Source organism: Rhizobium indicum, from assembly GCF_005862305.2.
Taxonomy (GTDB): Bacteria; Pseudomonadota; Alphaproteobacteria; order Rhizobiales; family Rhizobiaceae; genus Rhizobium; species Rhizobium indicum.
In genome coordinates this window covers 2,237,650-2,258,069 of sequence record NZ_CP054021.1, presented here as the reverse complement: position 1 = coordinate 2,258,069, position 20,420 = coordinate 2,237,650, and the positions used below count along the sequence as shown (strand labels likewise).

Annotated in this window: 20 protein-coding genes; 9 read left to right on the top strand and 11 right to left on the bottom strand. The window is 62.7% G+C overall.

From position 1 onward, the window contains the following. Positions 1–8 precede the first annotated feature (8 nt). On the bottom strand, positions 9–2,735 hold the full coding sequence (gene mutS, locus FFM53_RS11215) for a DNA mismatch repair protein MutS (RefSeq protein WP_138388341.1): 2,727 nt from the start codon (positions 2,733–2,735) through the stop codon (positions 9–11). 113 nt (positions 2,736–2,848) lie between these two features. Here mutS and FFM53_RS11210 point away from each other — a divergent pair, with 113 nt between their 5' ends. From FFM53_RS11210 to FFM53_RS11200, 3 genes are all read left to right on the top strand, one after another. After that, entirely contained in the window at positions 2,849–5,131 is a 2,283-nt protein-coding gene (locus tag FFM53_RS11210; RefSeq protein ID WP_138332304.1) for an NADP-dependent malic enzyme, read from the top strand. Positions 5,132–5,350: 219 nt separating this feature from the next. Then, positions 5,351–5,593 carry a type II toxin-antitoxin system Phd/YefM family antitoxin gene (locus tag FFM53_RS11205; protein WP_062943825.1) on the top strand — a complete coding sequence of 81 codons (243 nt, stop codon included), beginning with the start codon at positions 5,351–5,353 and terminating at the stop codon, positions 5,591–5,593. After that, positions 5,590–5,979 carry a type II toxin-antitoxin system VapC family toxin gene (locus FFM53_RS11200; RefSeq protein ID WP_138332305.1) on the top strand — a complete coding sequence of 130 codons (390 nt, stop codon included), beginning with the start codon at positions 5,590–5,592 and terminating at the stop codon, positions 5,977–5,979. The genes FFM53_RS11205 and FFM53_RS11200 overlap by 4 nt, the downstream gene beginning before the upstream one ends. 31 nt (positions 5,980–6,010) lie before the next feature. Here the strand turns inward: FFM53_RS11200 and FFM53_RS11195 are convergent, their stop codons facing one another. The 7 genes from FFM53_RS11195 to FFM53_RS11165 all read right to left on the bottom strand — a co-directional run bounded on the left by FFM53_RS11195 (position 6,011) and on the right by FFM53_RS11165 (position 13,382). Further along, a complete protein-coding gene (locus FFM53_RS11195; RefSeq protein WP_138388340.1) occupies positions 6,011–6,643 on the bottom strand; it encodes a bleomycin resistance protein in 633 nt (210 codons plus the stop codon). Positions 6,644–6,826: 183 nt separating this feature from the next. Continuing rightward, positions 6,827–7,705: a l-ornithine N(alpha)-acyltransferase gene (gene olsB / locus FFM53_RS11190; RefSeq protein ID WP_017958720.1), complete on the bottom strand. Its 879-nt coding sequence runs from the start codon at positions 7,703–7,705 to the stop codon at positions 6,827–6,829. A 108-nt stretch (positions 7,706–7,813) separates the two neighbouring features. Next, the gene (locus tag FFM53_RS11185; RefSeq protein WP_138388339.1) at positions 7,814–10,096 is read right to left on the bottom strand and encodes a PAS domain-containing hybrid sensor histidine kinase/response regulator; all 2,283 of its coding nucleotides are present in this window, start codon (positions 10,094–10,096) and stop codon (positions 7,814–7,816) included. Between the two features lie 55 nt (positions 10,097–10,151). Further along, a complete protein-coding gene (gene lspA, locus FFM53_RS11180) occupies positions 10,152–10,655 on the bottom strand; it encodes a signal peptidase II (RefSeq protein WP_138332308.1) in 504 nt (167 codons plus the stop codon). Beyond that, a complete protein-coding gene (locus FFM53_RS11175; RefSeq protein ID WP_138388338.1) occupies positions 10,652–11,512 on the bottom strand; it encodes a TrmH family RNA methyltransferase in 861 nt (286 codons plus the stop codon). The genes lspA and FFM53_RS11175 overlap by 4 nt, the downstream gene beginning before the upstream one ends. After that, positions 11,509–12,606 (bottom strand): class I SAM-dependent methyltransferase, encoded by a 1,098-nt coding sequence (locus FFM53_RS11170; RefSeq protein WP_138388337.1) that lies wholly within the window; start codon positions 12,604–12,606, stop codon positions 11,509–11,511. Before FFM53_RS11170 ends, FFM53_RS11175 begins: the two co-directional genes overlap by 4 nt. 185 nt (positions 12,607–12,791) lie before the next feature. Next, a complete protein-coding gene (locus FFM53_RS11165; protein WP_138332311.1) occupies positions 12,792–13,382 on the bottom strand; it encodes an NUDIX hydrolase in 591 nt (196 codons plus the stop codon). Positions 13,383–13,496: 114 nt separating this feature from the next. Here FFM53_RS11165 and FFM53_RS11160 point away from each other — a divergent pair, with 114 nt between their 5' ends. Beyond that, positions 13,497–13,952 (top strand): SRPBCC family protein, encoded by a 456-nt coding sequence (locus FFM53_RS11160; protein WP_138388336.1) that lies wholly within the window; start codon positions 13,497–13,499, stop codon positions 13,950–13,952. A gap of 36 nt (positions 13,953–13,988) precedes the next feature. Beyond that, positions 13,989–14,423: a GNAT family N-acetyltransferase gene (locus FFM53_RS11155; RefSeq protein ID WP_062943816.1), complete on the top strand. Its 435-nt coding sequence runs from the start codon at positions 13,989–13,991 to the stop codon at positions 14,421–14,423. Positions 14,424–14,475: 52 nt separating this feature from the next. Here the strand turns inward: FFM53_RS11155 and FFM53_RS11150 are convergent, their stop codons facing one another. The 3 genes from FFM53_RS11150 to sppA form a co-directional block, all read right to left on the bottom strand. Then, positions 14,476–14,808 (bottom strand): LapA family protein, encoded by a 333-nt coding sequence (locus tag FFM53_RS11150; RefSeq protein ID WP_003544923.1) that lies wholly within the window; start codon positions 14,806–14,808, stop codon positions 14,476–14,478. A 160-nt stretch (positions 14,809–14,968) separates the two neighbouring features. Then, a complete protein-coding gene (locus FFM53_RS11145) occupies positions 14,969–15,268 on the bottom strand; it encodes an integration host factor subunit beta (protein WP_062943815.1) in 300 nt (99 codons plus the stop codon). A gap of 29 nt (positions 15,269–15,297) precedes the next feature. Then, on the bottom strand, positions 15,298–16,248 hold the full coding sequence (gene sppA, locus FFM53_RS11140) for a signal peptide peptidase SppA (RefSeq protein ID WP_003544935.1): 951 nt from the start codon (positions 16,246–16,248) through the stop codon (positions 15,298–15,300). 225 nt (positions 16,249–16,473) lie between these two features. On the opposite strand from sppA, the gene lptC reads away from it, so the two are divergent. From lptC to rpoN, 4 genes are all read left to right on the top strand, one after another. Next, positions 16,474–17,139 (top strand): LPS export ABC transporter periplasmic protein LptC, encoded by a 666-nt coding sequence (gene lptC, locus FFM53_RS11135; RefSeq protein WP_138332314.1) that lies wholly within the window; start codon positions 16,474–16,476, stop codon positions 17,137–17,139. Between the two features lie 15 nt (positions 17,140–17,154). Continuing rightward, entirely contained in the window at positions 17,155–17,793 is a 639-nt protein-coding gene (locus tag FFM53_RS11130; RefSeq protein ID WP_138388335.1) for an LptA/OstA family protein, read from the top strand. Between the two features lie 40 nt (positions 17,794–17,833). Beyond that, positions 17,834–18,610: an LPS export ABC transporter ATP-binding protein gene (gene lptB, locus FFM53_RS11125; protein ID WP_138332433.1), complete on the top strand. Its 777-nt coding sequence runs from the start codon at positions 17,834–17,836 to the stop codon at positions 18,608–18,610. Between the two features lie 173 nt (positions 18,611–18,783). Then, complete coding sequence (gene rpoN, locus FFM53_RS11120) at positions 18,784–20,343, top strand: RNA polymerase factor sigma-54 (protein WP_138388334.1); 1,560 nt, start codon at positions 18,784–18,786, stop codon at positions 20,341–20,343. The last annotated feature ends 77 nt before the right edge of the window (positions 20,344–20,420 follow it).

The following is a 20,420-nucleotide window of genomic DNA, read 5'->3' as shown; positions in this document are numbered from 1 at the left end:
CGCCGCTCCTATTTCAGCTTTTTCTTGAGGTCGTAAAGCGCATCCATTGCCTCGCGCGGCGTCATGTCGTCAAGGCTCATCGCCTTCAGCGCCTCCTCGACCTTGGAGGCCCCGCGGGCGGTTTCCTCGCGGCGCACCGCCACCTGGAAAAGCGGCAGGTCGTCGATCAGCTGGCTCGCCGGGTTCTTGCGGTCGGCATCTTCCAGGCGGGTGAGCACGTCGCGGGCGCGCGCCACGACCGAGGCCGGAAGCCCGGCAAGGCGCGCGACCTGGATGCCGTAGGAGCGGTCCGCCGCACCCGGCCCGACCTCGTGCAGGAAAATGACGTCGCCGTCCCATTCCTTGACGCGCATCGTCGCGTTCGACAGCCGGCCAAGCTTTTCCGAAAGCACGGTCAGCTCGTGGAAATGCGTGGCGAAGAGGCCGCGGCAGCGATTGGCCTCATGCAGGTGCTCGACGGCGGCCCAGGCGATCGATAGACCGTCGAACGTGGCGGTGCCGCGACCGATCTCGTCGAGGATGACGAGGGAACGGTCGCTTGCCTGGTTGAGGATCGCCGCCGTTTCCACCATCTCGACCATGAAGGTCGAGCGCCCGCGCGCCAGGTCGTCTGAGGCGCCCACGCGCGAGAAAAGCCGGTCGACGATGCCGATATGGGCCGATGTCGCCGGCACGAAGGAGCCCATCTGCGCCAGGATTGATATCAGCGCGTTCTGGCGCAGGAAGGTCGACTTGCCGCCCATGTTCGGGCCGGTCAGCAGCCAGATAGCACCGTCCCGGTCGCCGGTCCTCGGCGAGAGATCACAATGATTGGCGACGAAGGGGCCGCCCGCCTGCCGCCGCAGCGCCTGCTCGACGACCGGATGGCGCCCGCCCTCGATGGCAAACATCTTCGAACCGTCGACCTGCGGGCGGCAATAGGCCTGCTCCTCGGCGAGAAGCGCCAGGCCTGCGGCGACGTCGATGACGGCAAGCGCCCGGGCGCCCGACTTGATCGCCTCGGCTTCCGCAACGACGGCCGCCGTCATCCTGTCGAAGGCTTCGAGTTCGATCGTAAGCGCCTGGTCGGCGGCATTGGCGATGCGGCTTTCGAGGTCGGCAAGTTCGGTCGTTGTGAAGCGCATGGCGTTCGCCATCGTCTGGCGGTGGATGAAGCGGGCCTTCGCGTCCGCCGTCTCTGTCATCGGCGAGGCATTGCCGGCGGTCACTTCGATGAAATAACCGAGGACGTTGTTGTGCTTGATCTTCAGCGACCGGATGCCGGTTTCCTCGGCATATTGCAATTGCAGGCCGGCGATGACGCGACGCGACTGGTCGCGCAGTGCCCGGACCTCGTCGAGCTCGGCGTTGGCGCCGTCGCGCAGGAAGCCGCCATCGCGTTTCAACAGCGGCAATTCGTCGGCAAGCATCTCGGCAAGCAGCTTTTCCAGTGCGGCGGGAAGGGCCTGCAGCCCTGATAGCGCCTGGCCGAGCTCTTCGGGCAGCATCGCCTTGCCGAGCATGGCGGCAACTCCGCCCGCCGCGTCAAGGCCTTGGCGGATCGCCCAGAGATCGCGCGGGCCGCCGCGGTCGAGCGCCAGGCGCGACAGGGCGCGCGGCATGTCGGGCACATGTTTCAGCGTGTCGCGCAGATTGCCGCAGAGCAGGGGTTCGTCGATCAGGAAGCCGATCGAATCGAGCCGCGCATTGATGCGGGCGGGGTCGGTTAGCGGCGACATCAGCCGCTCGGCAAGAAGCCTGGCGCCGCCGCCGGTGACGGTGCGGTCGATCGCCTTCAACAGCGAACCGTTGCGATCGCCCGAAAGCGTGCGGGCAAGTTCGAGATTGGCGCGGGTGGCGGGATCGATGAACAGCGTCGAAGCGGCACTTTCCCGCTCCGGCTTTCCAAGCGGCGGACGCTCGGCAATCTGCGTCTTCTCGACATAGGCGACTGCGGCGGCGGCGGCAGCCAGCTCGGCTCGTGAGAAGGTGCCGAAGCCGTCGAGCGTCGCGACGCCGAAATACCGCGCGATCCGGCCTTCGGCGCTGGCGCTGTCGAAGAGCACGGAAGGCTGGGGCACGGCTGTGCGGCCGAGCACGTCGAAGACCGGCTTGAGTTCCGGATCGTGGAAGATCGTGTCGGGCAGGATGAGTTCCCGCGGATCGATGCGCAGGATATCGGCAAGCAATCGGGAGGCTTCGGTCTCGGCAAGCCGGAAGACGCCTGTGGAAATATCGATCCAGGCAAGCGCCAGCAAGGCCTCGCCGCTGGCGCGAATGCGGGTCAGCGCCATCAGATAGTTGGATTCCGAGGGCGAAAGCAGCTTTTCCTCGGTGATCGTGCCTGGAGTGACGAGGCGAACGACGTCACGCTTGACGACGGATTTCGCGCCGCGTTTTTTTGCTTCCGCCGGATCCTCGATCTGCTCGCAGACGGCGACGCGGAAGCCGAGTGAAATCAGCTTCTGTAGATAATCGTCGGCCGCATGCACCGGAACGCCGCACATCGGGATATCCTGGCCCATGTGCTGGCCGCGCTTGGTCAGCGTGATACCGAGCGCGCGTGAGGCTTCCAGCGCATCCTCGAAGAACAGCTCGTAGAAATCGCCCATGCGATAGAACAGAAGCGAACCCGGATTGTTCGCCTTGATCTCGATAAATTGCTCCATCATCGGCGTCGCCGAGGCACGGCTTTCCGCCGTGGCGAGCTCGGCAGCCGAAAAGGCTTCATTCCCTGTGTCTATTCGTGCGTTCACGGAGGTGGAGTTTTTCCCAAAAAAACAGGTGCCAACCCTATCCGCGCGCCGCTATAGATGACAACAGCATTTGAGGAAGAGCAAAGCGTCGCCCACAGGACGTTGGAGGATTTATGCCCGATATCGATAAGAAGGACCGGCCGGTGACCTCGGTTACCGACCAGGAGGCGCTCGATTTTCACGCAATGGGCCGGCCCGGCAAGCTGGAAATCAACCCGACCAAGCCGATGGCGACGCAACGCGACCTCTCGCTTGCCTATTCGCCGGGTGTTGCCGTGCCCGTGAAGGCGATCGCCGCCGATCCGCAGACGGCCTACGATTATACGGCACGCGGCAATATGGTTGCCGTCATTTCCAACGGCACGGCGATCCTCGGCCTCGGCAATCTCGGCGCGCTGGCGTCCAAGCCCGTCATGGAAGGCAAGGCGGTGCTGTTCAAACGCTTTGCCGATGTCGATTCCATCGACCTCGAGATCGATACGGAAAATGTCGACGAGTTCATCAACTGCGTGCGCTTCCTCGGTCCTTCCTTCGGCGGCATCAACCTCGAGGATATCAAGGCGCCGGATTGTTTCGTCATCGAAAGCCGGCTGCGCGAGCTGATGGACATTCCGGTGTTCCATGACGACCAGCATGGAACGGCGATCATCGCCGCCGCCGGCCTGATCAACGCGCTGGAGCTGACCGGCCGCGACCTGAAGACGACGAAGCTCGTCTGCAACGGCGCGGGTGCTGCGGCGATCGCCTGCGTCGAACTCATCAAGGCGATGGGTTTTGCGCCTGAGAACGTCATCCTCTGCGATACCAAGGGCGTCATCTACCAGGGCCGCACCGAGGGCATGAACCAGTGGAAGTCGGCGCATGCGGCAAAGACCGACACGCGCACGCTGGAAGAGGCGATGAAAGGCGCGGACGTCGTTTTCGGCCTGTCGCAGCAGGGCGCGTTTTCGGCCAAGATGATCCGCTCGATGGCGGAGCGGCCGATCATCTTCGCCATGGCCAATCCCGATCCCGAGATCACGCCGGAAGAGGTGGCCCGCATCCGCGACGACGCCATCATGGCGACCGGCCGTTCGGACTATCCGAACCAGGTCAACAACGTCCTCGGCTTTCCTTATATCTTCCGCGGCGCCCTCGATGTCCGTGCCTCCACAATCAACGACGCGATGAAAATCGCCGCCGTCAACGCGCTGGCAAACCTGGCCCGCGAGGACGTGCCGGATGACGTGGTCGCCGCCTATCAGGGCAACCGGCCGCGTTTCGGATCGCAATACATCATCCCCGTTCCCTTCGATCCCAGGCTGATCTCGGCGATCCCGGTCGCGGTCGCGCAGGCTGCGATCGAAAGCGGCGTCGCCCGCAAGGTCATCACCGACATGCCCGGTTATGCCCGCGAGCTTTCGGCGCGCCGCGATCCGATCGCCTCGACGCTCGCCAGGCTCTACGAGCGTGTCCGCCGGCATCCGAAGCGGATCGTCTTTGCCGAGGCCGAGGAAGAACAGGTCCTGCGCGCCGCACTGTCCTACGCCAACCAGCAGCTTGGCACGGCCATCCTGCTCGGCCGTGAGGACCTGATCCGGGCGACGGCCGAACGCGCCGGCATCGATCTCAACCGGCCCGGCCTCGAAATCGTCAATGCCCGTATTTCGACGCGGGTCGAGGCCTATATCGACTATCTCTATGCCCGGCTGCAGCGGCACGGTTATCTCCACCGCGACGCCCAGCGGCTGATCCACAACGACCGCAACCACTTCGCCGCCACCATGGTGGCGCTCGGCGACGCCGACGGCATGGTGACGGGCATCACCCGAAACTATTCGACGGCGCTCGACGATGTGCGCCGCTGCATCGACGAGAAGCCGGGCCACCGCGTCATCGGCGTGTCCCTGGCGCTCTGCCGCGGCCGCACCGTCTTCGTTGCCGATACGGCGGTTCACGACATGCCGACGGCCGAGCAGCTTGCCGACATCGCCGAGGAGGCCGCCGGTCTCGCAAGGCGCATGGGCTATCCGCCGCGTGTCGCCATGCTTGCCTATTCCACCTTCGGCCATCCCTCGGGCGAACGCTCCGAGCGGGTGCGCGAGGCGGTAAAGATCCTCGACAAGCGCCGCGTCGATTTCGAATATGACGGCGAGATGGCGGCCGATGTCGCTCTGAACCGCAAGGTGATGGAGCAATATCCCTTCTGCCGCCTCTCCGGCCCGGCCAACGTCCTCGTCATGCCGGCTTTCCACTCGGCCTCGATCTCGACCAAGATGCTGCAGGAGCTCGGCGGCTCCACGGTGATCGGCCCGATCCTCGTCGGCCTCGACAAGCCGGTGCAGATCACTTCGATGGGCGCCAAGGACAGCGACATCGTCAACATGGCGGCGATCGCCGCCTACGGCGGTTCGTAAACTCCTCCGGGGCGACATTGTGAAACGGCATTTTGTGCCCGGCCGACCGTGCGTCGGCCGGGCACCGGTTTTTGTGGATTATCCTTACCCGGCTTCTCATAAGCGGCGGTTTAGGCTAAACTGCTGATAATGAAGTGATTCAGCGTCCTTATTGTTTCTTGCGAAATCGACATCCATAAACTAAGTTGATTGAACTAAGTTTATGGATGCCGAAGCGAGATGCGAATCATCAACATCCATGAGGCAAAGACTCATCTGTCGCGGCTCGTCGAAAACGCGGCGAACGGTGAGGTCTTCGTGATCGCCAAGGCCGGCAAGCCGCTGGTCAAGGTGGTGCCGCTCGATGCCGGCGGTGCGCAGCAGATCCGGCGTGTCGGTTTCCTGAAGGGGCGGATCTCCGTGCCGGATGATTTCGACAGCATGGATCTGCAGGACGTCGCAAGGTTTTCAGAGCCGCGATGAAGCTCCTTCTCGACACGCTGCTGCTGATCTGGCTTGCGGAGGATTCGCCGAAACTGCCGGCCGTGGCAAGGGAGCTGGTCGCCGATCCGCTCAACCAGCTGTTCTTCAGTCCCGCAAGCTTTGGCGAACTCAGCGCCAAGCACGCCGTCGGCCGCGACGATTTCAATCTCGATCCGCCGCTCTTCTACCGTGCCCTCATCGACAACGATTATAGCGAATTGCCGATCACCGTCATGCATACGCTGGCGGTGGATCGGTTGCCGGCGATCCACGCCGACCCCTTCGATCGGATCCTCGTCGCACAGTCGATCGTCGAAGGCATCCAACTGCTGACGACGGATGAGACCGTCGCGCTCTATCCCGGTTCGATCCGGCTCTTCCGTTAGCGCCCGTCCAGTCCGGCCGGACGGCGCGGCGCTAGCTGGCGAAGGCGATCAGGTTGCCGTCGAGGTCGCGAACAATGAAGGTCTGGGCACCCCATGGCTCGATTCTCAAGCCCTGATGGAGCGGAACTTCAGCTCTCGCATATTCCAGGAACAGTGCTTTGGCGTCGTCAAGCGTGATGGTCGCCGAAAGCGCGTCTTCCTCATGAAGCCGGAAATCCGGATGGAGAAAAGGCATGTCGACTGAGCGAAGATTGAGCCGCGCCGCACCCCGGAAGACCTGAGCGTAGAAGGCTGGCTCGCCATAGGTGAAGGCAAGCTCAAAGCCGAGCTTGCCGATATAGAAATCGCAGGAGCTGCCAATATCCCGGACGAAGAGTTGCGGTTGCGCGTCGATGAATGCCGGTGTCGAAGCTTTCGATTGTTGAGGCGTGTTCATCAAGGTCAGTCCCTGTTTCAGCGCCGTCCAGCTTTCGAAACCTTCCTTTGCCGCAACGAGCTCCTGCGCATCTGCGAGCTTGAACGCGCAGTCGAGAATCTGCCGATCGTTCAGGCCGCTGTAACGGGGGAGCCACCGCCGGATTTCGGCGGCGACAGGATGATACCTGTTCTGATGCCAACGTTTATAGAGCTTGGCTCTCTTGCGGAGGTTTTCGAAATTCGACATGGCGCATGGTTGAGATGTGTGGGCGGGCATAGCCCAGCCGGCACAATGCCGATGCGCCCCACGGAAAACGCGATGTCAGGATGAAGGGATGGCGGGGGATCGTCAAGCCTTACAGCGCCGCGCGTTTTTTCAGACGCGCAAAAGGACGCTGCAACACTTTGAATTGCCGACGATCCTCGGCGTTTAGCTCGCGAAGCGGCCGGCGTCGGCGCCGTAATAATTCAGATAACGGTCCGAAATGCTGGAGATCGGCAGCACGATCAGCACGTCGGTCGTGTTGAAGGCATGATCGACGACCGCGTGGGAGCCGACCATCGCACCGAGGCGCAGATAGCCCTTGATCAGCGGCGGCAGGGCCATCAGCGCCCGCTTCGGATTGATGGCTTCGACCGGCATCAGGTCCATGTTGCGGGCAAGATGCGGCAGGGCGCCGACGGCCCATTCGTTCTTCGCCAGCACATTGTGGTAGAGGAAGGACAGCGCCAGCGCGTGGCTTTCGAGGTAGACGCCGGGGAAAGAGGCGCAGCCGAACATGGCGCTGACGCCGTGCTTCAGCGCGTAGGCCCAGTTGCCCTGCCACAGGAGCTCGACGGTGCGCTTGGTGCGGTATTCCGGCAGCACGCAGGAGCGGCCGAGCTCCATGAAACGCTTGTCCGGATGTTTGGCGATGAGGCCCTCGATTTCGAATTCGGAAGCCGAGTAAAAACCGCCATTGGCGATAGCGACATCCTGACGCAGCAGACGATAGGTGCCGACGATCTGGTCTTCCGGGTCGCCCTCGATCGAGCGGTCGAGAACGAGAAGATGATCGCAGACGGCGTCATAGGCGTCGACATCGCGCTGCCGGCGCATGGCGTCCAGCGGCAGCTGCGCCTTCATTTCGTCGACGAAGACGCGGTAGCGCACGGCCTGGGCGGCATCGATCTCGCGTGCCGTGCGGGCAAGGCGGGTCTCCAGATTGCCGATGCGGCCGAGGATATCGCCGTCCTTCTGCACGGCAGCCGTCGAGGGCCGTGCAGCCTCCGCCGTGGTGTCACGATTCAGGATGTCGATGGCGGACATGACGATTCTCCCGTTGCCGGCTTATCGACGCCATAAAACACTTCTCTACGACAGGAAAGTGACATTTTGAATTTCCAGGCGCAAGAAGCGTGCCGGTTTCTGAGGCGCTCACCGCGCCTCTGCCCGACGGGCGGAAAGGGCGGCCACCGCCTGAACTTCGGTCAGCAGCCGCACCGGATCGACCGGCTTTATCATGACGCGGTTGGCGCCGTTGAGCAAGACTTGGCGGCGCGATTCGTCGCTCTTGTCGGCGGTGAGCACGATCACTGGCACCGAGGCGAGATCGAGCCGCCGCTCGTGGCCGCGCAGGCGTCCCAGCATGTCGATGCCGTTGCCGCCGGGCATCGAGAGGTCGCTGATGATGATATCGGGCCGATCATTCGCCTCGCAGAGCGCGTAGTCGAGCAGGGTCTCGAAATCCTCGACATGGCGCACCTTATGTCCGCCCTTTTCCAGAACGACACGCACCAGCATGGCATTGATCGGATCGTCTTCGCCGAGCAGGATGCTGAGCCCGCTGGCGGCAACCAGCGTCTCAGCCACCGAAAGGCCGAAGCCCGGCTGGTTGTCGTTCAGCGCGTCGCGTTTCTCCATGCCGCGCATGCGCCCGCGCAGCACGTCGATCAGCGACTGTTCGCGCAGCGGCCGGATCAGCCAGGCATCGAAGAGGTCGAGCGGATGGGCGCTGCGCTCTTCCGGATTGACGAGCAGCACCTTGCGCAGGCCAAGTGCGGCGATTTCGGTGCGGTCGGCAAGATGGGCAGAAAATTCCGCGGACATGCGATGGTCGATGATGATGTCGGTCGGCCGCCGTCCGCCCTTTGCCAGCTCGAGCAGTGTTGCCCGCGCCGTCTCGCCGTCGCCGACGAGATGGCAGAGGCCGCCGAGCGTAGTGATCGTTTCGGCGATAGCAGTGCGCGCCGCACCTGCCGGCGCCAGCAACACGACGCTGTTGCCGGCAAGCAGCGTGTTTCGCCGGTCTGGGCGCTCGCTGGCGATATCGACAGGGAAGCGGATGGTGAATTCGCTGCCTCTGCCCTTTTCGCTGGCAACCGTCAGCGCGCCGTTGAATTCGCGCATGATGCGGGCGGAGATGGCAAGGCCGAGCCCGGTCCCGCTGCTCTTGTCGGCAACGCTCCCGCCCTGCTCGAACTCGCCGAAGACGCGCGCCTGCTCCTCCGCCGTCATGCCGGGACCGCTGTCGGTCACGGTGATCGAGAGGTCGTCGCCGTCGAGCGACACGCGGATGAAGACGCCGCCGACCTGGGTGAACTTCACGGCGTTGCCGATAACGTTGAACAGAACCTGGCGCAGCCGCGCCGGGTCGAAGCTCATATTTTCGGGCACGTCGGATGACACGGTGGCGCCGATCTCGATACCCTTTTCATGCGCCCGGTGGGCGAGCATCTCGACGACGCTTTCGAGAAGCTTGCGCAGCGATTCCGAGCGCGGGTGCAGCGCGAAGCGGCCGACCTCGATGGTGGAGAAATCGAGCAGATCCTCGACGAGCTGCGTCAATGCATGACCGGACTGGCGGATGCTCGCAAGATAGTTCTGCTGTTCCTGCGTCAGCCGTGTCTCGGCGATCAGATGCGTCATGCCGAGGATGCCGGAAAGCGGCGTGCGCACCTCGTGGCTGACGGTGGCAAGCAACCTCGATTTGGCGGCGCTGTTATATTCGGCCTTCTGGCGGGCCTCCTCGCGGCCCTGCGCGATCAGCCGCTCATCGGTCACGTCGCGGGCAACGCTCTGCAGCAGCAGACGGCCGTTCGCCGGGTCGCGGGTGACGACATCGCGCCAGAGGAAGATGCGCTGGCCCTCCGGTGTCGAGATCTCGACATCGTAGCAATGCGGTATCGGACCGGGGCGGAAAGCAAGCCCGATCTCCTCGCAGCTGCGTCCTTCCGGACGCAACCGTCCGGTCAGGCGGCGAAAAGTGTCGTTGGCGGAGATGATGCGCCGGTCCATGGTGCGGCTGACCGTGATGTCGCCGAGCACGTCGTGCACGTCGGCGAACAGCTTTGCGCCGGCGTTCCAATCCGGCATGGGTTGACCGGGGCGCTGCCCGGCCCTGCGCGAGCGAACCATCAGCAGGGCATAACTGGCGATGACGGCAAGGCCAAGAACGACGAGACCGCCCGAAAGCAGCAGCGGATCGCCGGCATGGGCTAGCAGCATCAGGATTGTTGCGGCCAGAAGGCCGGCGCCGCCCAGCCAGTAGAACAGCAGGCGCCGTGTCGGTGCAGGCCCGCCCTGGCGGTCATCGGCGCCCCGGGGTGCCGCTGCGTTCGGCCGTGGGGAAAACACCTCCATCCGCTTCTCAAGCGGCTTGGCGGCGGGTCCACCGAAGGCGGCGGACAATCTTTCCTGCAACTGTCCCAGGTTCTGCATGCTATCTAGCTAACATGAGGCCCGTTCCGAATGCCTTCAGGATTTCGATAAGATTTTAGCGGCCGGCCTTTTTCGGCAACAGCAGCTCGTCGAGAATGACGCAGCCGGCCCCGATGGTGATGAAACTGTCGGCGAGATTGAAGACGGCGAAGGACCAGCTCTCGGTGTAGAAAAGAATGTAATCGATCACATGCCCATAGGCGAAGCGGTCGACGAGATTGCCGATCGCGCCGGCGATGATCAACGCATAACCGAGATGGGCGATCCAGCGATCCTTCGCCGTGCGGTACCACAGCCAGATGACGAAGGCGACGATGACGAGCCGCATGCCGACGATGAACCAGCCGTCCATGCCTGATAGCATCGAAAAGGCGACGCCGAGATTGTAGGTGCGGTAGAGCGCCAGCATCGGAATGACCGGCACAACCTCCTGCAGCGGCAGGTAGTGATCGACGGCGATCTTGACGACCTGGTCGATGAGAACGGCGACGACGATGAAGAAGAGGATCGGTGCCGGCCGCGAAAACAGCGCCGGGCGTGCATGCGTCTGTTCGGTCATTTGCCCTCGGCAAGTGAGAGGAGATGGCGGCGTGCCTCGAAAAGCATGACGGCGGTGGCGACGGCGAGGTTCAGTGAATCGGCGCGGCCCTGCTGCGGAATACGGGCAAGCGCGTCGGCCTCCCTGGCGAGCTGCTCCGGCAGGCCGGATTGTTCGTTGCCCATCAACAGCACGACGGGCTTTTTCCGGTAGTCGATCGTCCGGTAATCGACCGCCCCGGCAAGATGTGTCGCGACGACGGAAACGCCGGCCGATTTCCGCCAGGCGATGAATTCCTCAGGCGTCGCGCGCGCGACCGGAACGGCAAAGACCGAGCCCATGGTGGCCCGCACCGTTTCGAGCGAGAAGGGATCGGTCGTTTCTCCGAGAAGAATGATGCCGGAAGCCCCGGCCGCATCGGTCGTGCGGATGATGGTGCCGAGATTGCCGGGGTCGCGCACCCGGTCGAGCGCCACCCATGTCTCGCCCTCGCTCAGTCGGATACTCTTGAGCGGCGTCCAGCGCTGCTCGAAGATGCCGACGACCATCTGCGGATTGTCGCGGCGGGTGATCGAGGCGATCACCTTTTCGCTGACCTCGAGCACCAGCCCACCCGAGGCGACGGTCCTTGCCGCCATTTGCTCGACCAGCGGCTTGCCCTTGGCAGCCTTGGCATAGACCAGCGTGCGGATTGCCCAGCCGAGTTCGATCGCGTCGATGACGAGCTTCAGTCCTTCGGCCAGGAAAGTACCGCTTTCCTCGCGCGACTTCTTGTTCGTCAGCGCCTTGATGTCCTTGATGATCGGATTGGCGAGCGAGGTGACTTCCTTCACCTGTCCGACCCTGCGCGGTCCCTGATCGTGGAAGTCCTTGCTCATTTCGGCACCCAGCGGGAAAAGAGGGAGGTGGAAAGCGCGCGGCCCTGCGTCTTGCCGTCGGTGCCGGCTTCGCGAATCACCAGCTCGCCGGATTCGACCACACCGCCGGCGCCCCGCATCGTCTCGCGCATCAGCTCGTGGATCGAATAGAAGCTGGCGCGGATCGAATAGGCCGTCAGCACCAGGCCCACTGCCTTCGGCGACAGGATCTCGCGGCAGACATCGAGCATCAACGGCAGATGCTCGAAAAGATGCCAGACTTCGCCATTGGGGCCGCGGCCGAATTTCGGCGGATCTGTAAGGATGATATCGTACTGGCTGCCGCGGCGTTCCTCGCGCAGGATGAATTTCATCGCATCCTCGCAGATCCAGCGGATCGGCAGCTTCTCCATGCGCCCGAGCGCCTGGTTTTCCCGCGCCCAGCCAATCGCCTTCTTCGAGGCGTCGACATGGGTGACCTCGGCGCCGGCTGCGGCGGCAACCAGCGAGGCGACGCCGGTATAACCGAAGAGGTTCAGCACCTTCAGCGGCCGGCCGGCCTTTTCGACCTGATCCTTCATCCAGCTCCAGTGGACGATCTGTTCGGGGAAGACGCCGACATGGCGGAAGGAGGTGAAGCGGCCGAGGAAATCGACGCCGAGCAGGTTGAGCGGCCAGGTCTCGCCGAGCGCCTCCTTCGGGAAACGCCAGCGGCCGGTGCCTTCCTCGTCGGTGTCGCCGGTGAAGGCAGCATCGACCTTTTCCCAGATATGGGCGGGCAGAGAAGGCCGCCACAGCGCCTGGGCTTCCGGGCGGATGATGCGATAAGGGCCGTATTGCTCGAGCTTTTCGCCGTTGCCGCTGTCGATCAGATGGAAGTCACCGGCCCCGAGCGATTCGAGGATGACGGGCACGCGCTCGGTCGGACGCTCGCCGCTGCGTGTCATCAGAGGACGCACGACGGCGGCAGGCACGGCAGCCTCGCGCACTGCCTCACGGGTTGCCGCGGGCCGCGCGACCGGCTTCGGCGGCCGGCCTGCCCGATCGTCCCTGCGGCTTTCACCGGAAGGACCTGATGTTTTCTTCTGGCCCGGCCGGCCTTCTCTCTGTTTCAACGTGCTCTTCCGCGTCTCTGTCGGGGTGTCTTATCGGCTTTGCGTCGGCTGCAGGCCCACGCGTCTTTTGAAACGCGCAAAGCACACTGCGGCACTTTGAATATGCAGTAGCGCAGAAAAGCGGGGCGGATCAACTGCGCTGCCGGCCAAGCCCGGGCAAGGGGAGGGTTTTCCCGGCGCGGCGCCTATTTCAAGCCCTCGGAGGCCTGTGTGCGAAGCCAGCTTTCCGCCGCATAGAGGGCTGCCACATGCATAGACTGCATGATGACGGCGCCGGACTGCAGCTCGCCGAGGATGGCAGCAAGATCCGCAAACAGCAGCTCGACCTTCTCGCCGGGGTCGAAAGACGGTTCGCCGGCCCGGCTGAGACCAAGCGCCAGCCAGCTCGTCACCATATTGCTCTGACTGGCGGCATTCGGATAGGAGGTGAGCAGCTTGACGAAGCTCGAGGCTTCATAGCCGGTCTCTTCCCGGAGTTCGCGCTGGGCCGCCGCCATCGCCGCATCGCCGGTCTTGCTGTCGCCGGGTTCGAGGCTGCCGGCGACCAGACCGAGCACGATCTCGCCGCGGCCGTGCCGATATTCCCGTGTCAGCAGCACGCGCCCGTCAGGCATCACGGGGATGATGTTGATCCAGTCGGGATAGTCGAGCACATGGAAGGGCGCGACGACGGTTCCATCGGCGGTGATGCAATCGTCGCTCCGCACCCGGATCCAGCGATCCTCATAGGTGATGCGGCTTGCCGTCACGCTCCAGGGCTTCAGTTCGTCGTTCATCGGCCCATCCCCTATGTGTGTCAGATCGGAACCCGGCAGATAACATTCCGTGCCGCCTTGGCAAAGCGCTTTCCCGCTGGGATAAGATGAGCGAATCGAAGATGGGGCCATCGAATGGATTTCACCGGCGAAGAACGCATCGCCGCGCCGCGGGATATCGTCTGGGCAGCACTCAACGATCCCGAGATCATGCGCGGCTGCATTCCGGGCTGCCAGAGCATCGAGCGGCTGTCGCCTGATGTCTTCGAGGCGACGATCAAGGTCAAGTTCAGCCTGCTGTCTGCCACCTTCCATGGGCTGCTGACGCTTTCCAATGTCGACGCACCGGAGAGCTATACGCTGTCGGCCGAAGGCAAGGGCGGTCTTGCCGGCTTCGCCAGGGGCAGCGCCGATATCGTGCTCGAGGCAAGGGGCGCCGAGACGATCCTGCACTACCGGTCGAAGGCTGAACTCGGCGACAGGTTCGCCCAGCTCGGCGCCCGCCTGCTCGATTCGACCTCGCAAAAGCTCGCCGAAGGGTTCTTTTCGGATTTCAATGCCGCCGTCGTCGCGAGGATGGCGGCCGGTTAGGCTTGGCGCGGGCCGGGGGGTGTTTAAATCGACGTCATGACGTGGACCATCAGGCCGCCGCGGGCGGAAGATCAGGAAGTGCTTGCGGAGATTTACCTTTCCGTGCGCCGCGAAACATTCGTCTGGGTCGATCCGGGCAAATTCCATCGTGAGGATTTCGCCGCCCATACCAATGGCGAGACGGTCTTCGTCTGCGCGCATGAAAGCGGCAGCGTCGCCGGTTTCCTGTCGCTTTGGCCGGAGGACGACTTCATCCACATGCTCTACCTAAAACCGGAATTCCAGGGTCAGGGTGCAGGCACGGCGCTGCTGCACGCCCTGCCGGAATGGCCGCAACACCGATATCGCCTGAAATGCCTGGTGAAGAACCGGCGGGCAAAGGCGTTCTACCTCGCCCACGGTTTCCAGGTGACCGGCAACGGCACCTCCCCGGAGGGCGACTATGAGGAACTGAGCTTTTTTCCGGTTTGACGATCGCCGAAAGCCGGCCGCCGAACCCGAGCCAATCGAATATTGACCCGTTTTACCGCGCCGGTAACTGCCCGGCGATTTCCTCGGCGCGGTTCTTGTGGCGGTCGGCCTCGCTTTGCCAGCGGATGGCTTCCTTCGCCTCGGTGCGCGCGCGCTTGCGGTGTTTGCCCTGGCTGAACCAGGTGGCAGCCGCCCCGATCAGCATGCCCGCGATCAGCGCGACGACCAGGAAGACGAAGAAGGGCGCGGAAACCGCAAGCACCTGGTCCTCTGGCCGGAACGGATTGAAGGCGAGCGTGACGCTCTGCCGGTTGGCGACGCAGAAGACGATGAGGATGACGCCGAGCGGCAGCAAAATCAACAGGTTGACGATCTTCTTGGCCATTTGAGGTCTCCACGCGGCAGATTGCGCCGGTCTTTTTGAAGGGCGCGTTTCATGCTTGCAGCGCCGCGCGTCTTTGTAAGACGCGGAAAGCACGATGCGTTACCAGAATAGGAAAACGGCCCTCGAGTTCAAGTGCGGTTTCGCCGCAGGCTGCGGCGGCTCAATCCTCTTCGTCGGACTGGCCGGGATTAAGCCGCTCGCGCAGCTCCTTGCCGGTCTTGAAGAAGGGAACCCACTTCTCCTCGACGAAGACGGTATCGCCGGTCCGCGGATTGCGGCCGGAGCGCGAAGGGCGGTTCTTCACCGAAAAGGCGCCAAAGCCGCGCAATTCGACTCGGTTACCCGCAGCCAGTGCATCCGTGATCTCGTCGAGAACCGCGTTGACGATATTTTCGACGTCGCGATGATAGAGATGCGGGTTGCGTGCCGCAACGATCTGCACCAATTCGGACTTGATCACTTTCGCCCCCTTAAATTATTGATTTCTTATCAATCGTGGCCAACCTGCCAAACTGAAAGCAGCCCGTCAAGAAGCAACTTTGGGGGCAGGATTCCATTGATATCCTGGGTTTTCATGAGATCATCATAACCGAAGATCGTAATCAACCGAGAAACAGCCCCAGCGAGCAGAAAGGGCGTATTGCTCTTCTTGTCCCAGTCCACCATCGGCAGATCGCTGTCGACGCCGCGCGATGTCAGATAGGCGCGGATCTCGGCCTCGCCGCCGATCGCATCGACGAGTTTCACCTTCAGCGCCTGGCGGCCGGTATAGATCGTGCCGTCGGCGAGTTTCAGCACCTCGTCGCGCGGCAGCTTGCGCCGGTCGGCGACCAGATCGACGAACCAGTTATAGCTGTCGACCACCATGTTGCGGATCATCGCCTTGGCTTCCTCGCTCGCCTCGTGGAAGGGCGAGGGCTCGGCCTTCAGCGGCGAGGACTTGATTTCCTGCAGCGAGACGCCGATCTTGTCGAGCAGCGGCTGGATCTGCGGATACTGGAAGATGACGCCGATCGAGCCGGTGATCGAGCTGTCGCCGGCAATGATCGTATCGCCGGCGGTGGCGATCATGTAGCCGGCGGAGGCGGCAAGCGTGCGCACGTCGGAGACGACAGGCTTCTTGGCAGATATCGCACGGATCGCCTTGAAGACTTTTTCGCCGCCATAGGTCGTGCCGCCGGGCGAGGAGATCGAAATCACCGCTGCCTTCACCTGGTCGCTGGTTTCGACCTTCTTCAACCGCTCGAGAAGCTCGTCGTCATCGACGATCAGCCCGGATATCGTCACATGGGCGATATGCGGGCGCTGCGTCCCGGCATCGCCGAGGGCGAAGCGGTAGAAGGCGAAACCAAGTGCCACGATGAGGGCCACCGCGATGAGGCGCCAGAAGCCCAGCTTGCGGCGCAGTCGCCGGCGATCCGCGATGATCGAACTGTCCATAGAAACCTCCAGCGCTGGCACCGGCCTCGGCATGCCGCCGATCGATCCGGTGAAATAGGGTGGCAGCGGCCCGTACGAATGCCACTTTTCAATGTTTTTCCGTTTTGTTGCTTGTTGCAGAAAAAATTCCATATTGGCAAGCCAATGTAATAATGCGAAACGAACTGTGATTGGCGGCCGGCTTTGTTATGAAGGCGCGGCGATCACCGCACATGGACGAGGCCTATGCTCGATACCCTGAAGAACAACGGACATGCCGCCTATTCAGGGTCGGGCAAGAATGCCTATGGCGATGCGTTGTTCCATTCCGCCCGCGTGCGGCGGCTGAAGATAGTGCTGCCGGTGGCAGCCCTTGTCGTTTCATTCGCCTTCATCACGGTGTCGTTGATCCGCACCTATCTGCCCGAGAATATCAAGATGGAAGGCGCCAAGATCGAGAACGGCAAGGTCGTGATGGAAAAGCCGGCGATATCAGGCCGCAATTCCGACGGCATCAATTATTCGATGCTGGCCGAAAGGGCGCTGCAGGATATCCGCAATCCCGATCTCATCACCCTCGAGACCATCAAGGCCGCCGTGCCGATGAATGACGGCCTGATCGCCCGTGTCGTCGCCTCGACCGCCGATTACAACCGCGCCACCGACAACCTGCATATGACGGCCCCCTTCACCCTGGTGCTGAGCAGCGGCCTCAATGCGAATTTCCAGTCCGCGCAGCTCGACATCAAGGGCGGAAACATGCGCAGCGACGACCCTGTCACCATCACCAAGGACAATGCCTCCATTGTTGCGAAGACGCTTCAGATAACCGATAAGGGACGGGTGATCACATTCGAGGGGAATGTTCGCATGAATGTCGATCCATCCACCATCCATAAACAGGGCACTTAACCAGCCGGGTCATCCATGACAAAAGATTGTCGCATTTCCACTTGCAAGACAGGCATGGCATTCATTGCCGGCGCATTTGCCCTTATTCTGACGGCCACGGGCGCCGGCGCGCAGGCGACGGCCACGATGCCGGGCATGAAGCTGTCCAACGACCAGCCGATCCAGATCGAAAGCGACAAGCTGGAGATCCACGACCAGGAACACACCGCGCTCTTCACCGGCAACGTCAAGGTCGTCCAGGGGACGACGACGATGCAGTCCGGCAAGATGACCGTCTATTACAAGGACAAGGCGGCAAAGCCGGCCGCTGACGGCGCGCAGCCCGCAGCACAGCCGGAGCAGTCGGCCTCGCTTGCATCGGGAAGTGCCGATATCGACAAGATCCTGGTGACGGACAAGGTCTTTTTGACCTCGGGTACGCAGACGGCGACTGCCGATGATGGCAATTTCGACATGGCCTCGCAGACATTCATCCTCACGGCGGATGAAGGGAATAAGGTTATTCTGTCGGACGGGCCGAACGTCTTTACCGGCTGCAAACTGACGGTTCACATGCAGACTGGCCAGGCGCAGCTTGAAAGCTGCGGCGGGCGTGTCCAGATTCAGCTCGATCCGAAATCGCAGCCGAATGCGCAGCAGCAGAAGCAGAACTGAGAAGCCGGCCTCCCACGTGAAATTATCATCGCTATCCACCATGTTCGGCAAGCCCGGGCCACAAGCTGCGGGCGGCGCCGACAAGAGCCGCTATCAGGGAACGCTGATCGCACGGGGTCTGACGAAGACCTATGCGACGCGGCGCGTCGTCAACGGCGTCTCGCTGGTGGTGCGCCGTGGCGAGGCCGTCGGCCTGCTCGGCCCGAACGGCGCCGGCAAGACCACCTGTTTTTACATGATCACCGGCCTCGTGCCGGTCGATGAAGGCACGATCGAGATCGACGGCAACGATGTCACGACTATGCCGATGTACCGCCGCTCGCGCCTCGGCGTCGGTTACCTGCCGCAGGAAGCCTCGATCTTCCGTGGGCTGACGGTGGAAGAGAATATCCGCGCCGTCCTCGAAGTGCATGTGAAGGACAAGGCCGAGCGCGAGCAGAAGCTGAACGAGCTGCTGGAAGAATTCCATATCCAGAAGCTGCGCAAAAGTGCCGCCGTCGCCCTGTCCGGCGGTGAGCGCCGCCGCCTCGAAATCGCGCGTGCGCTTGCGACCGACCCGACCTTCATGCTGCTCGACGAGCCCTTTGCCGGCGTCGACCCGATCTCGGTCGCCGACATCCAGAATCTCGTTCACCATCTGACGGCACGCGGCATCGGCGTGCTTATCACCGACCACAATGTGCGCGAGACGCTGGGCCTTATCGACCGCGCCTACATCATCCATGCCGGTGAGGTGCTGACCCATGGCCGGGCGAACGACATCGTCAACAATCCGGAAGTGCGCCGGCTCTACCTCGGCGACAATTTCAGCCTCTGACGCCGGATCCGGATGATTTTAGGCCGGATCGGCAGAAATTCACCGTGCCGTCATAGTTCCGCTTGACCAAATACAATAAAAAAGCAATTTTTGGGCCAACTTGGATTTCCGTGGCCTGAAGCCTTGATCGGACGCGGTTTCCCGGAGGAATCGAGGGGAGTTTCGCGTCCGTCATGGCACTGTCCGCCAATCTTTTCCTGCGCCAGACCCAGTCCCTGGTGATGACACCGCAACTGATGCAATCCATCCAGTTGCTGCAGATGACTCATTTCGAACTCAACCAGTTCATCGCCCTGGAAGTGGAGAAGAACCCGCTGCTCGAATTTCCGTCGAATGACGGTGAGGCGGGCGGCGAACGCGGCGATGCCGAAGATGGAGAGTATGCTCATCAGCCCGAGGATGCCGGCTCCGACGATGGCTATGACAACCGCGCCGAGGCGCTCTCCAGCGACTGGTATGACAATGGCGGCAGCGCCAGCACCAGCCGGCTGAACGACGAACTCGACGCCAATTACACCAATGTATTTCCTGACGATGGCGCCCCGCAGCGCCTCGATGCGCCGGAACTCGTCAGCCAGTGGAAGTCGATGCCGGGCAGCGGCGAGGGCGCCGACTACGATCTCGACGATTTCGTCGCCGGCCAGGTGTCGCTGCGCGATCATCTCGCCCAGCAGATCCCCTTCGTCCTACCTGACATGGCCGACCGGCTGATCGCGCAGAATTTCGTCGACCAGCTCGACGATTGCGGTTATCTGCAGGCCGATATCGTCGAGGCCGGCGAGAGGCTGGGCACGAGCCTCGCACAGGCCGAGCGCGTGCTCGCCACCCTCCAGAGCCTTGATCCGCCAGGTGTTTTCGCCCGCAGCCTCTCCGAATGCCTGGCGATCCAGCTCAGGCAGAAGGACCGATACGACCCGGCCATGCAGGCTCTGGTCGAAAACCTCGAACTGCTGGCCCGGCGTGATTTTGCCACGCTGAAGCGGCTCTGCGGCGTCGATGAGGAAGATCTTCTCGACATGCTCGGCGAGATCCGTCAGCTCAACCCCAAGCCCGGCAGCGGCTTCGAAGCGGGTGTATCCGAAGCGATCACGCCGGATGTAGTCGTCAGGCCCGCCTCGGACGGCGGCTGGCTGGTCGAACTCAATCCGGATACGCTGCCGCGCGTACTGGTCAACCAGTCCTATTTTTCCCGTGTGACGAAGAACGGCGAGGACCACGCCTTCCTCTCCGATTGCCTGCAGAGCGCCAACTGGCTGACCCGCAGCCTCGACCAGCGGGCAAAAACCATCATGAAGGTGGCAAGCGAAATCGTCCGCCAGCAGGACGCCTTCCTGCTGCACGGCGTCGATCACCTGCGCCCGCTGAACCTGAAAACGGTCGCCGAGGCGATCAAGATGCATGAATCCACCGTCAGCCGCGTCACGTCGAACAAATATATGCTGACGCCGCGGGGCCTCTTCGAACTCAAATATTTCTTCACCGTCTCGATCAGCGCCGTCGCCGGCGGCGACAGTCATTCGGCCGAGGCCGTGCGTCACAAGATCCGCGCGCTGATCCTGCAGGAGAGCCCGGAGGCGGTGCTTTCCGATGACGATATCGTCGACATGCTGAAGAAGGGCGGCGTCGATCTCGCTCGCCGCACTGTTGCGAAATACCGGGAGGCAATGAACATCGCCTCTTCGGTCCAGCGCCGCCGCGAGAAGCGGGCGCTCGCCAAGGTCGCAGGCTTCTGACGCAGCAATGCTTCGACCTCGATCGAAGCATCCGGCCCGCAAATCCGGTTATTCCTCTCCAGCGCCCAAGCGTCTTT